This window comes from Kitasatospora sp. NPDC058184 (genome assembly GCF_042883725.1).
GTDB lineage: Bacteria > Actinomycetota > Actinomycetes > Streptomycetales > Streptomycetaceae > Kitasatospora.
Genome location: NZ_JBHVVE010000045.1, coordinates 1 through 11,865, shown reverse-complemented (window position 1 = coordinate 11,865; position 11,865 = coordinate 1). Strand labels below are relative to the sequence as shown.

Sequence of the window (11,865 nt, the reverse complement as noted above, 5' to 3'; positions counted from 1 at the left end):
GACGCTCGGCTGGGAAACCCCAGCCGAGCGTCTGCATAAACTCATCGCGGCCTAGACAACCGACCACGTGTTGCGACGACCACCAGAAACCGCCCCCGGGAGGGCCGCCCCTCCGCGTTTCCGGGCGGGCCCTCCCGGGGCGCGGGTCCTAGGTCCCCGGACCCGGGCCCGGGGCGGCCGGGGACGGACGCGGCGGCCGTCACGGCGGCGGTAGTTTGGCCGTATGCCCAGCACCTCCGGAGACCACGCGGCCCACCACGGCCCGCTGCCCGCCTGCGAACCGTGCCTGGCCGGGATCGAGGCCGTCAGCCAGGCGCTGCTCGCCATGAGCCGGCACCTGGAGGTCCGCGAGGTGCTGCGCCGCATCACCGCCTCCGCCCGCGGCCTGCTCGGCGCCGAGTACGCCGCCCTCGGCGTGCCCGACGACCACGGCGGCTTCGCCCAGTTCGTCGTCGACGGCGTCACCGACGAGCAGTGGCGGGCGATCGGCCCGCTGCCCCGGCAGCACGGCGTGCTCGCCGCGATGCTGCACGAGACCGGCCCCACCCGGCTGGTGGACGTCCGCAAGGCGCCCGCCTTCGAGGGGTGGCCCGAGGCCCACCCCGACATGGACGCCTTCCTCGGCATGCCGATCCTGGACACCGACGCGGCCGAGGACGAGCCGCAGGTGATGGGCGTCATCTTCCTCGCCAACAAGCGCGGCGGCGGCCAGTTCACCGACCACGACGAGGAACTGCTGCGGATCCTCGCCGCGCACGCCGGCCTCGCCCTGTCCAACGCCCGGCTGTACGAGCGCAGCCGCGAGCTCACGCTGGCCGGCGAGCGGGCCCGGATCGCCCACGACCTGCACGACGCCGTCTCGCAGAAGCTCTTCTCGCTCCGTCTCACGGCCAAGGCGGCCGCCAAGCTCGTCGACCGCGACCCGGCCCGGGCCCGCGCCGAACTCGCCGAGGTCGCCCGGCTGGCCGCCGAGGCCGCCGACGAACTGCGCGCCGTCGTCGTGGAGCTGCGCCCCGCCGCCCTGGAGGAGGACGGGCTCAGCGCCACCCTCGCCTCCCAGGTGCAGGTCCTCGACCGGGCGCACACCGCCGACGTCGCCTTCGCCGCCGACGGCGTCCGGGCGCTGCCGCCCGCCCAGGAGGCCGCGCTGCTGAGGGTCGCCCAGGAGGCGCTGCACAACGCGCTGCGCCACTCCGGCGCCCGCCGGGTCACCGTCACCCTGGCCGGGACGCCCGCGCGCGGCGCCGTGCTGCGGGTGCACGACGACGGGCGCGGCTTCGACCCGGAGTCCGTCCGACGGGCCGGCCGCCACCTCGGCCTGGCCTCGATGCGCGACCGCGCGGCCGCCGTCGGCGGCACGCTCACCCTGGAGTCGGCCCCCGGTCGGGGGACGCTCGTCGAGATGGAGGTCCCCGGTGCCTGAGAGCACACCGTCGATCCGCGTCCTGCTGGTCGACGACCACCAGGTCGTCCGGCGCGGGCTGCGCACCTTCCTGGAGGTCCAGGACGACATCGAGGTGGTCGGGGAGGCCGCCGACGGGGCGGAGGGCGTCGAACGGGCCCGTGAACTCGACCCCGACGTCGTCCTGATGGACCTCAAGATGCCCGGCGTCGACGGCATCGAGGCGCTGCGCACCCTCAAGGGGGAGGGCAGCCGGGCCCGGATCCTGATCGTCACCAGCTTCACCGAGCACCGCACGATGGTCCCCGCGCTGCGGGCCGGCGCCGCCGGGTACGTCTACAAGGACGTCGACCCGGAGGCGCTGGCCGGCGCGATCCGCTCGGTGCACGCCGGCCACGTCCTGCTCCAGCCCGAACTGGCCGCCGCCCTGCTCTCCGACGACAGCCCGCGCGCCCCCCAGGGCCGCGGCGGCACGCTCACCGAGCGCGAGCGCGAGGTGCTCGGCCACATCGCCGACGGCCGCTCCAACCGGGAGATCGCCCGCAGCCTCCACCTGTCGGAGAAGACCGTGAAGACCCACGTGTCCAACATCCTCATGAAGCTGGACCTGGCCGACCGCACCCAGGCGGCACTCTGGGCCGTCCGCCACGGCGAGACCCGCGAGGCGTAGCGCGCCGGGGGTGCCCCTCCGCTCAGCGGTCGTCCCGCTCGTCGACGAGGGCGTTGTAGGCGGCCACCTGGGCGCGCCGGGCGGTGCGCCGCAGCGGGGCCAGGGCGGACTGCCGGGCCGCCATCTCGGAGGCGCTGACGGCGGCGCCGTGCCCGCCCGAGGCGATGGCGAGCAGGGCGGACACCTGACGGGCCGACTCCAGGACGCGGACGGCCCGGGGCGGGTAGCCGGGGGCCAGCGGCTCGCTGTGGCCGCGCCGGCGGTAGGCGTCGAGGGCGCGCAGGGCCTCGGGCCCGGCACCGGCCACGTCGAGGCGGGTGAGCAGGACGGTCGCCTCCCGCAGCCCCTCCGCCAGCTCGCGCTCGGCCTCGTGGAGCGACGGGACGTCCGCCGGAGGTGTGTCGTTGACCTCATGGCAGCGCCACAGCACGGTGGCCGAGCGGTCGCCGGCCGGCCCGTACTCCTCCACCTCCGGCACCAGCCCGAGCGGTGCGCCGACGGCCAGGACGGCCTCGCCGGCCCGCATGGCCTGCTCGTTGAAGGCCTTCGGGCCGGTCAGTCCGAGCGGGTGCCCGGCCGAGGGCAGCGCGAGGCGCAGGCCCTTCACGCCGAGCACCCGCAGCCGCCCCAGCGCCCAGGTCAGCCCGTGCTGCTCGCCGGGCCCGTCGCCGGGCAGGCCGGTGACCCGGTGGCGCTCGTCGGCGCCCAGGACGGCCGCGGCGGCGTCGTCCGGCGGCACCAGGCCCGCCAGCTGGGCGTTGCCCCATGCGGTGAGCCGCCCCGAACGGGGCTCTTCGTACGGATTGTCGGCTGGAGTCACGAGCATCCGGCCAGCCTACGGAATCGCCGGTCATCCGCGTGGCGTAGGTTTGCCCATGCGTGTGCGGCGCACCCACCCCGTGCCCACCGGCTGCCGGAGTAGGCTCGCCGCCCGCACCGACGGCCGAGAATCTTGTTTTTTGGGGAAGGCATAGGCATGAGCGACGTGCTGGAGCTGGTTGACGTATCCGTGGTCCGGGAGGGGCGCGCGCTGGTCGACCAGGTCTCGTGGTCCATCTCCGAGGGCGAGCGCTGGGTCATCCTGGGACCGAACGGCGCCGGCAAGACCACGCTGTTGCAGATCGCCTCCTCGTACCTGTTCCCGACCTCGGGCAAGGTCACGGTGCTGGGCGAGAAGCTCGGCGAGATCGACGTCTTCGAGCTGCGCTCCCGGATCGGTCTGGCCGGCGCCGCCATGTTCGACAAGCTGCCGGCCGAGCAGACCGTGCTGCAGACCGTCCTCACCGCCGCGTACGGCATGACGGTCACCTGGCAGGAGACCTACGAGCAGTCGGACGAGTCCCGCGCCCTGGCCCTGCTCGACCGCCTCGGCATGGCCAACCTCACCGACCGGAAGTTCGGCACCCTCTCCGAGGGCGAGCGCAAGCGCACCCTGATCGCCCGCGCCCTGATGACCGACCCCGAGCTGCTGCTGCTCGACGAGCCCGCCGCCGGCCTGGACCTCGGCGGCCGCGAGGACCTGGTCCGCCGGCTCGGCGCGCTCGCCCAGGACGAGTTCGCCCCGGCGATGGCGATGGTCACCCACCACGTCGAGGAGATCGCGCCCGGCTTCACCCACGTCCTGATGATCCGTCAGGGGAAGGTGCTCACGGCCGGCCCGATCGACACCGAGCTGACCGCCCGCAACCTCTCCAAGTGCTTCGGCCTGCCGCTGACCCTGGAGCGGCACGGAGACCGCTGGTCGGCGCAGGGTCTGCCGCTGGGCTGAGGCCCCGTCCGCCCGTTCCTGTCGTTCATCCGGACGGCCGTCGGAAACCGGTCGCACGCGCGACCGGTTTCCGCCCCTCGACCTGCGGGAACTGTCCGCTTCGAAGGCCTTCGCTCCCTAGGATGGACATGTGGACAGCTGGATCTGGTGGCTCCTGGCCGCCGCAGGGCTCGGCATACCGCTGGTGCTCACCGCGATGCCGGAGTTCGCCATGTTCGCGGTCGGGGCGCTGGCCGCCTCCGGCGTGGCCGCGCTGGGCGGGGGAGTGGTCCTCGAGACCGTGACCTTCGTCGCCGTCTCGGTCGCCCTGGTGGTCTTCGTCCGCCCGATCGCCTACCGGCAGCTCCGTAGCGGGCCGCAGGTCAAGATGGGCATCGAGGCGCTCCAGGGCGCCACCGCGGTCGTCGCGGAAACCGTCGACGGGGAGGGCGGGAGGATCAAGCTGAACGGCGAGATCTGGTCGGCCCGCGCGCTCCACCCGGGCCAGGTGTACCAGCCTGGACAACAGGTCGACGTCGTCGAAATCCAGGGCGCGACCGCCCTGGTCGTCTAGGGGAGAGTCCGTGGAACCCGTCCTTATCGTTTTGGTCGTCCTGGTCGTGGTGGCCTTCATCGCGCTGATCAAGACGATCCAGGTCATCCCGCAGGCCAGCGCCGCGATCGTGGAGCGCTTCGGCCGCTACACCCGGACGCTCAACGCAGGGCTGAACATCGTCGTCCCGTTCATCGACCGGGTCCGCAACCGGATCGACCTGCGCGAGCAGGTCGTGCCGTTCCCGCCGCAGCCGGTGATCACCCAGGACAACCTGGTCGTCAACATCGACACCGTCATCTACTACCAGGTGACCGACCCCCGGGCCGCGACGTACGAGGTCGCCAGCTACATCCAGGCGATCGAGCAGCTGACCGTCACCACGCTGCGCAACATCATCGGCTCGATGGACCTGGAGTCCACCCTGACCTCGCGCGAGGTCATCAACGCCGGTCTGCGCGGCGTCCTGGACGAGGCCACCGGCAAGTGGGGCATCCGGGTCAACCGCGTCGAGCTGAAGGCGATCGAGCCGCCGACCTCCATCCAGGACTCGATGGAGAAGCAGATGCGCGCCGACCGTGACAAGCGCGCCGCGATCCTCACCGCCGAAGGCCAGCGCCAGGCCCAGATCCTCAAGGCCGAGGGTGAGAAGCAGGCCGACGTGCTCCGCGCCGAGGGTGAGGCGCAGGCCGCGGTCCTGCGCGCCGACGGTGAGGCGGCCGCGATCCGGACGGTCTTCGAGGCCATCCACGACGGCGACGCCGACCAGAAGCTGCTCGCCTACCAGTACCTCCAGACGCTGCCCGAGCTGGCCAAGGGCGACTCCAACAAGCTCTGGATCATCCCCAGCGAGGTCGGCGACGCGCTCAAGGGCCTCGGCGGCGCCTTCGGCGGCCTGACCGGGGGGATGAACGGCGGCGCGGTCGCGGCGCCCACCGTTCCGCAGGTGGCCCCGGCGGCCCCGGCGGCCACCCAGGTGCCGCTGGACCCGGCCTCCGGCCCGCGGCCGGTGGACACCGAGAAGGGCGCCGCCCGTCCCCGGGTGGACCCGGCCCGGGAGTACCCGAAGATCGACCCGGAGTGACCGACCCGGAGTGACCGACCCGGAGTGACCGACCCGGAATGACCGGATCGGAGTGACCGAGCCGGAGTGGCCGGTCGGACCGAGTTCCGTCGAGGGCCCGCTGCCGAGAGGCGGCGGGCCCTCGGCCTTGTGCGGCGGCGGTGGGGCGCGCGCACGTTGTGAGGTGCGTCCCGAATCGTGGGCGGGTCTGGTAGAGCCGCGGGGCCGTCCGGCATGATCCCCTCGGACAGGACCGAGAGGAGAGGTGACCCATGACGCTCTGGGAGTCGATCGCCGTCCTGGTGGCCGGCGTCGGCGCCGGGATGATCAACGTCATCGTCGGCTCCGGCACCCTGATCACCTTCCCGGTCCTGCTCGCCGTGGGCCTCCCGCCGGTCACCGCCAACGTCTCCAACACCTTCGGCCTGGTCCCCGGTTCGCTCAGCGGCGTGATCGGGTACCGCCGCGAACTGGCCGACCAGGGCCGCCGGGTGCTGCGCCTGGGCACCGCCTCGCTGCTCGGCGGGCTGGTCGGCGCGCTGCTGCTGACCAGGCTGCCGAGCGGGGCCTTCGACGCGATCGTCCCGGTGCTGATCCTGCTCGCGCTCGTGCTGGTGGTGATCCAGCCCCGGGTGGCCAAGGCCGTCGCCGCCCGCCGCCGCCCCGGCGGCGATCCGGACGGCAGCCCGGTCCTGCTGGTCGGGGTGTTCCTGACCGGCATCTACGGCGGCTACTTCGGCGCCGCGCAGGGCGTGCTGCTGATGGCCCTGATGGGCATGCTGCTCCAGGAGGACCTCCAGCGGATCAACGCGGTGAAGAACGCCCTGGCGATGATCGTCAACGCCGTCGCCGCGCTCTTCTTCCTCTTCACCTCGACGGTGAACTGGACCGCCGCCGGTCTGATCGCGGCGGGCTCGCTGGTCGGCGGCCTGGTCGGCGCCAAGGTCGGCCGCCGCCTCCCGCCGACGGCGCTGCGCGGGGTCATCGTGGTGGTCGGCCTCGTGGCCGTCGCCAAGCTGCTGTTGAGCTGAAGGGCCGTCAGGCCGTCGGGCCCGGCAGGGTGTCGGGGCATCGAAACGTCGGAACATCGGAACGTCGGAGGAGTACGCCATGGCCCTGGAGATGCGTGAGAGCTGCGAGCGCTGCGCGGTGTCGCTGACCGCGGACGGCGGCGCCTCGATATGTTCCTACGAGTGCACCTTCTGCCCGGACTGCACCGAGGCCATGGCCGGCGGCTGCCCCAACTGCGGCGGCGAGCTGGTGACCCGTCCGCGCCGGAAGGCCGCCTGACACCGGAACCCCGGACGTCCCGGAACTGCGGACGTACCGGAAATCCGGCACCCCGGACCGACCATCCAGCAGGAGCGCGGCGATGAGCAGCAGGGCACGGCTGAACGAGGACGAGATCACGGCGGCCCTGGCGGCGCTGCCCCGGTGGACGCGGGAGGGCGACAGCATCGCCCGTACCGCCGACGCCCCGGACTTCCCGGCGGCGGTCCGGGTGGTCGTCGCCGTCGCCGAGCAGGCCGAGTCGCTCGACCACCACCCCGACATCGACATCCGCTGGCGCACCCTGCGCTTCGTCCTGTCCACCCACAGCGCCGGCGGCCTCACCGGTCTGGACTTCACCCTCGCCGCCCGGATCGACGAGGCCCTGCGCGCCGAGTCGGCCTCCTGACGCCGCCGCAGGACCGGCCGGCCCGGGACGGTACGGGCGAGGGCCCGGGCCGCGCCCCCGGGCGGGCGTGAGATGCTGACTGCCGCATCGGCAGGCGGGCGGGGCTCGGGAGGGACGGAACGGATGGCGCAGGAGCCCTTCGGAGACGCCCACGACCGGCAGCCGTGGCCGCCCCAGGGCCACCCGGACTGGCAGAGCGGCGGGTACGGCGGGTACGCCGAGCAGCAGCAGACAGCTCAGCAGCCGTCGCAGTGGCCGCCGCAGCAGGGCTACGGCTCGGCCGAGTACGGGCAGCAGCAGCCGCAGTCCGGCCAGGGCGGTTACGGGCCCACCGGCTACGACCAGAGCGGGTACGACCAGGCCGGCTACGGCCGGAGCGGGTACGACCAGGCCGGTTACGAGCAGAGCGGTGTCGGCCCGACCGGCTACGTCGAGGGCGACTACGTCCAGGGCGGTTACGTCCAGGGCCCGTACGGCGGCCAGGAGCAGTACCAGCCGTACCCGCAGTACCCGGACCACGCGCAGCCGCACCAGCCCTACGCGCCGTACGCCACCCCGCAGCAGCCCGCCGACGAGGGGCTGTACGTCCCGGCGGGGGCGGAGTACTCGGCGGACGGCTACGTGCACATCGAGGAGGCCGGGCCGGCGCCCGTCCCCGAGGAGCCCGCGGCGACCACTCCGGTGCGGGCCCCCGAGCCGCAGGCCGAGCCGGCCCCGCGGTCGAGGGCCGCGGCCCGTCGAGGGGGCGGCGGCGGTTCCGGCGCGGGTGAGGGCTCCGGCTCCTCGCTCTCCGCCAAGGCCCGGAAGGCCGCCGACGCGGTGCTGACCGGGGAGCACATGCCCAGCCGCAAGGCCCTGCTGGTGCGGACCGGCGCCGGGGTGGCCGCGCTGGGAGTGCTGGTGGCGGCCGGGCTGACGGTCGGCGCCGAGGGCGGCGGCAGCGCGGCGGCGAGCAGCGGCGGCGAGCCGGGCTTCGCGGTGGCGCACGACCGGGTGTGGGCCGCGCAGCCGGCCGCGGCCGGTCCGTCCGGGGGCGACGACACGCTGATCGGCGGCTGGCTGCTGGCCGACGCGGTGGTCCGGGCCGACGGCTCCGGGGTGCACGCGTACGACCGGGCGGGCGGCAAGGCGACCTGGTCGGTGGAGCCGCCGGCCGCCGGGGCCGTCCCGTGCGGGCTGTCGGCGGGGGTGAACCCGGCGGGCCTGGGCGCGGCCCTGTTCCGTCCGCAGGCCGATCCGAAGAGCCCCTGCACGCTGGTGGCCGCCGTGGACACCAAGACCGGCAAGACCGTCTGGACCAAGAGCCTCTCGGACGCCAAGGGCGCCTACTCGGCCCGGGTCGGTGTCACCGAGGACAAGGTGATCGCCGTCGGCGACGACCGGGTGCTGGCCTGGGAGTCCGCCGACGGGAAGGACGTCTGGCAGTACACCGGGCAGGGCAAGTTCTGCACCCTGTCCGGCGGCGTCAGCGGCAAGACCGTGCTCGTCGCCTCCTCCTGCGCCGACTCGACCCCCGCCGACCAGGCCGTCGCGCTGAACACCGCGGACGGCAAGGTCGGCTGGTGGCGGGGCCTGAACAACCAGCCGAAGACGGTGACCGTGCTGTCGGCCGAGCCGTCCGTGGTCCTCACCACCGGCGGGAAGCCCGAGGAGGACCGGGTGTTCGCCTGGGGCGCGGGCGGCGACCCGGCCGCCGAGATCCCGGTGGCCGTTGACGGCGGCCGGCTGGACGTCGCCCACGGTACGTTTTCGGCCACTCCCGAGGTGTACTTCGAGGGCCGCACGATGGTCACCACGCTGGCCCCGCCGAACGGCGGCGGGCCGGTGGCCGCGGTCGGCTACGACCTGGACACCGGCAAGCAGCGCTGGAAGACGCCGACCGCCGCCAAGGGCGCCGTCCGGGCGGTCGGCATCGACGGCGGGTCGCTGGTGCTCGCCGCCGACGAACGCCGCGACCAGCCCGCCCGCCTCAGCCGGTTCCCGCTGGCGGGCGGCCGGGAGGCGACCGGGGGCAACTTCCCGGCCGGCACCGGCTCGCTGCTGATCTCCGGACGGGTGCTCATCGGCGGCGGGCAGGTGGTCGTGGTGCCCGAGCACTCGACGAACTACGGTACGGCGGCGGGGTACCGGGCGAAGGACTGAGGCCCTCCGCCCGGGTTTCCGGCCTCCTTGCGCCTCCTCGTGCCGCCTTACGCCGCGGAGACGGGCCGGCCCGGTACGGCCGGCAGCCAGTCGGCGAGGTCCCGGACCTCCGAGCCGCGCAGACCGAGCGCCAGCATCAGGCTGGCCTGCGGCGTCGGCTCGAACGGGCGGCGCAGCAGCTTCATCCCGGCCTGCTCCGGCGTGCGGTCCGCCTTGTGCTGGTTGTCCTCCGCGCACGCGGCCACGGTGTTCATCCAGCTGTCGGCACCTCCGCGCGACCTGGGCTGGAGGTGGTCCACCGTGGTGGCCCGCCGGCCGCAGTACGCGCACAGGTGCCGGTCCCGCGCCAGGACGCCGCGCCGCGACCACGGAGCCTGTTGTCGGAACGGCACCCGTACGTACCGTTGCAGTCTGATCACCCGCGGCACCGGGACGGCAATGCCCGTCCCCCGGATCGAGCGCAGCGGATGCGCCTGCTCCACCACGGCCTTGTCCTGGAGCACCAGGACGACGGCGCGCTGGAGCGACACCGTCGTCAGGGGCTCGTAGCTCGCGTTCAGAACCAGCGTGTTGCGCACTCGGCACACCCTTCCCGCGGGCGTGCCACGGCGGCACGACCGTCTCCACACACGTCACTGCCGCCGCACGGCGGTGGAACCACTCTGAATGGGCCCGTAGCCGTCGAACAACGGAATTTCCGGTATCGGGGAGGGGCCCGGGACGGCGGACCGGCCGACCGGGAGGGGTGCCTCGGGGAAACTCGCTGGCCGGAACCGCGTAGGCTCTATCAGGCTGGAGTCGTACCGACCCGGAGCCCGACCGAACCGGGCCAGCACTGGTCGGACGCCCGATCGAAGGAGAAGCGTGACCGTGACGGACATCGTCGACGAGCTGCAGTGGCGCGGGCTGATCGCCCTTTCCACTGACGAGGACGCACTGCGCAAGGCGTTCGCGGACGGCCCGGTCACGTTCTATTGCGGCTTCGACCCGACGGCCCCCAGCCTGCACCTCGGCAACCTGGTGCAGATCCTCACCATGCGCCGCATCCAGCAGGCGGGGAACCTCCCGCTCGGGCTGGTCGGCGGCGCCACGGGCCTGATCGGCGACCCGAAGCCCACCGCCGAGCGCGTGCTCAACGACCCCGAGACGGTGGCCGGCTGGGTCGAGCGCCTGCGCGGCCAGATCTCGCGCTTCCTCGACTTCGAGGGCCCGTACGCGGCGCGCATGGTCAACAACCTGGACTGGACGTCCGGGATGTCGGCGATCAGCCTGCTGCGTGACGTGGGCAAGTACTTCCGGGTCAACAACATGATCGCCAAGGAGGCCGTCGCCCGACGGCTCAACTCCGACGCGGGCATCAGCTACACCGAGTTCAGCTACCAGATCCTCCAGGGCATGGACTACCTGGAGCTGAACCGCCGCTACGGCTGCGCCCTGCAGACCGGCGGCAGCGACCAGTGGGGCAACCTGACCGCCGGCACGGACCTGATCCGCAAGGCCGACGGCAAGTCCGTCCACGCGCTGGCCACGCCGCTGATCGTCAAGGCCGACGGCACCAAGTTCGGCAAGACCGAGTCCGGCACGGTCTGGCTCGACCCCGAGCTGACCACCCCGTACGCCTTCTACCAGTTCTGGCTGAACGCGGACGACCGGGACGTCCCCACCTTCCTGCGGATCTTCAGCTTCCGCTCGAAGGAGGAGGTCGAGGAGCTGGAGCGCGAGACCATCGAGCGCCCGGCCGCCCGCCTTGCCCAGCGCGCCCTCGCCGAGGAGCTCACCACGCTGGTGCACGGCGCGGAGCAGTACGAGCGCGCGGTCGCCGCGTCCAAGGCGCTGTTCGGCCAGGGTGACCTCGCCGACCTGGAGGCCCCCACCCTGGCCGCCGCCCTGGCCGAGGTCCCGAAGGCCGAGGTGTCCGAACTCCAGACGGTGGTCGACCTGCTGGTCGCCGTCGGGCTGTCGCCCAGCCGTTCGGCCGCCCGCCGGACGATCAAGGAGGGCGGTGCCTACCTCAACAACGTCAAGGTGACGGACGAGGAGGCGGTGCCGACCGAGGCCGACCTGCTGCACGGCCGCTGGCTGGTGCTGCGGCGCGGCAAGCGGAACCTGGCGGCGGCGGAGCTGGTCGCCGCCGGCTGACGGCCGGTCGCCAGCCGGGCCGGCGGAGGCTGCCGGTTGAGGCTTGGCTGAAAGCACACCTGCTCTGAGCTGCGGCTTCGAGCCCCGAGGGCCGGATCTGGACAGATCCGGCCTTCGACGTTTGACGATGTCGTCCAGGTGGCCTAGTGTTGAACGAGTCGCTGGAGCGGCCACCCCACTCAGCAAGACCCACTCCCACTCTGATTCCCATGAAAATGGGTTCGTCGGCATTGCCGTCTACGGGTGAGTGTGAATTTCGAGTGACACTCGGAATGCGGTAATGTGGTGGACGTCGCGAAAAGCGGACCCGGCCAGTTCGGGAAATCGGATGAATGAAACTCCGGAAAACGGAGCGGAAAACGTCTGATAAGCTGGTAACACGAAAGAACGAAGCCCGGAGGGTCCGCTGGAAGGCGGTCCGAAGGAAGCGTCCGTTCCTTGAGAACTCAACAGCGTGCCAAAAGTCAACGC

At 73.0% G+C, this 11,865-nt stretch carries 12 protein-coding genes; 10 read left to right on the top strand and 2 right to left on the bottom strand.

Annotated elements, in window-relative coordinates:
- Positions 1 to 325: 325 nt before the first annotated feature.
- Positions 326 to 1,423 (top strand): GAF domain-containing sensor histidine kinase, encoded by a 1,098-nt coding sequence (locus ACFVXH_RS41055; protein WP_049652110.1) that lies wholly within the window; start codon positions 326 to 328, stop codon positions 1,421 to 1,423.
- The gene (locus tag ACFVXH_RS41050; RefSeq protein ID WP_049652101.1) at positions 1,416 to 2,072 is read left to right on the top strand and encodes a response regulator transcription factor; all 657 of its coding nucleotides are present in this window, start codon (positions 1,416 to 1,418) and stop codon (positions 2,070 to 2,072) included. The genes ACFVXH_RS41055 and ACFVXH_RS41050 overlap by 8 nt, the downstream gene beginning before the upstream one ends.
- Positions 2,073 to 2,094: 22 nt before the next feature.
- On the opposite strand, the gene ACFVXH_RS41045 is transcribed toward ACFVXH_RS41050, so the two are convergent.
- Positions 2,095 to 2,898, bottom strand: a complete 804-nt coding sequence (locus ACFVXH_RS41045) for a hypothetical protein (protein WP_117490087.1) — start codon at positions 2,896 to 2,898, stop codon at positions 2,095 to 2,097.
- A gap of 150 nt (positions 2,899 to 3,048) precedes the next feature.
- On the opposite strand from ACFVXH_RS41045, the gene ACFVXH_RS41040 reads away from it, so the two are divergent.
- From ACFVXH_RS41040 to ACFVXH_RS41010, 7 genes are all read left to right on the top strand, one after another.
- Positions 3,049 to 3,840: an ABC transporter ATP-binding protein gene (locus ACFVXH_RS41040; RefSeq protein ID WP_049652103.1), complete on the top strand. Its 792-nt coding sequence runs from the start codon at positions 3,049 to 3,051 to the stop codon at positions 3,838 to 3,840.
- Between the two features lie 130 nt (positions 3,841 to 3,970).
- Positions 3,971 to 4,393, top strand: coding sequence for an NfeD family protein (locus ACFVXH_RS41035; RefSeq protein WP_049652104.1), 423 nt, complete (start codon positions 3,971 to 3,973; stop codon positions 4,391 to 4,393).
- 10 nt (positions 4,394 to 4,403) lie between these two features.
- Positions 4,404 to 5,456, top strand: coding sequence for an SPFH domain-containing protein (locus tag ACFVXH_RS41030; protein WP_387831213.1), 1,053 nt, complete (start codon positions 4,404 to 4,406; stop codon positions 5,454 to 5,456).
- A 251-nt stretch (positions 5,457 to 5,707) separates the two neighbouring features.
- Positions 5,708 to 6,466: a sulfite exporter TauE/SafE family protein gene (locus tag ACFVXH_RS41025; protein ID WP_049652106.1), complete on the top strand. Its 759-nt coding sequence runs from the start codon at positions 5,708 to 5,710 to the stop codon at positions 6,464 to 6,466.
- Positions 6,467 to 6,545: 79 nt separating this feature from the next.
- On the top strand, positions 6,546 to 6,725 hold the full coding sequence (locus ACFVXH_RS41020) for a DUF1272 domain-containing protein (protein ID WP_049652107.1): 180 nt from the start codon (positions 6,546 to 6,548) through the stop codon (positions 6,723 to 6,725).
- Positions 6,726 to 6,807: 82 nt separating this feature from the next.
- The gene (locus tag ACFVXH_RS41015) at positions 6,808 to 7,113 is read left to right on the top strand and encodes a 4a-hydroxytetrahydrobiopterin dehydratase (RefSeq protein WP_387831212.1); all 306 of its coding nucleotides are present in this window, start codon (positions 6,808 to 6,810) and stop codon (positions 7,111 to 7,113) included.
- Between the two features lie 123 nt (positions 7,114 to 7,236).
- Entirely contained in the window at positions 7,237 to 9,255 is a 2,019-nt protein-coding gene (locus ACFVXH_RS41010; RefSeq protein WP_387831211.1) for a PQQ-binding-like beta-propeller repeat protein, read from the top strand.
- A 47-nt stretch (positions 9,256 to 9,302) separates the two neighbouring features.
- Here the strand turns inward: ACFVXH_RS41010 and ACFVXH_RS41005 are convergent, their stop codons facing one another.
- Positions 9,303 to 9,833, bottom strand: a complete 531-nt coding sequence (locus ACFVXH_RS41005) for an HNH endonuclease (protein ID WP_049659779.1) — start codon at positions 9,831 to 9,833, stop codon at positions 9,303 to 9,305.
- Between the two features lie 292 nt (positions 9,834 to 10,125).
- Here ACFVXH_RS41005 and tyrS point away from each other — a divergent pair, with 292 nt between their 5' ends.
- Positions 10,126 to 11,394, top strand: coding sequence for a tyrosine--tRNA ligase (tyrS, locus tag ACFVXH_RS41000; protein WP_387831214.1), 1,269 nt, complete (start codon positions 10,126 to 10,128; stop codon positions 11,392 to 11,394).
- Positions 11,395 to 11,865: the final 471 nt, after the last annotated feature.

Coding starts and splice junctions, on each gene's coding strand:
- ACFVXH_RS41055 (WP_049652110.1), top strand. CDS start 326: ATGAGCCGGCACCTGGAGGTCCGCGAGGTGCTGCGCCGCATCACCGCC.
- ACFVXH_RS41045 (WP_117490087.1), bottom strand. CDS start 2,898: ATGCTCGTGACTCCAGCCGACAATCCGTACGAAGAGCCCCGTTCGGGG.
- ACFVXH_RS41040 (WP_049652103.1), top strand. CDS start 3,049: ATGAGCGACGTGCTGGAGCTGGTTGACGTATCCGTGGTCCGGGAGGGG.
- ACFVXH_RS41025 (WP_049652106.1), top strand. CDS start 5,708: ATGACGCTCTGGGAGTCGATCGCCGTCCTGGTGGCCGGCGTCGGCGCC.
- ACFVXH_RS41020 (WP_049652107.1), top strand. CDS start 6,546: ATGGCCCTGGAGATGCGTGAGAGCTGCGAGCGCTGCGCGGTGTCGCTG.
- ACFVXH_RS41015 (WP_387831212.1), top strand. CDS start 6,808: ATGAGCAGCAGGGCACGGCTGAACGAGGACGAGATCACGGCGGCCCTG.
- ACFVXH_RS41010 (WP_387831211.1), top strand. CDS start 7,237: ATGGCGCAGGAGCCCTTCGGAGACGCCCACGACCGGCAGCCGTGGCCG.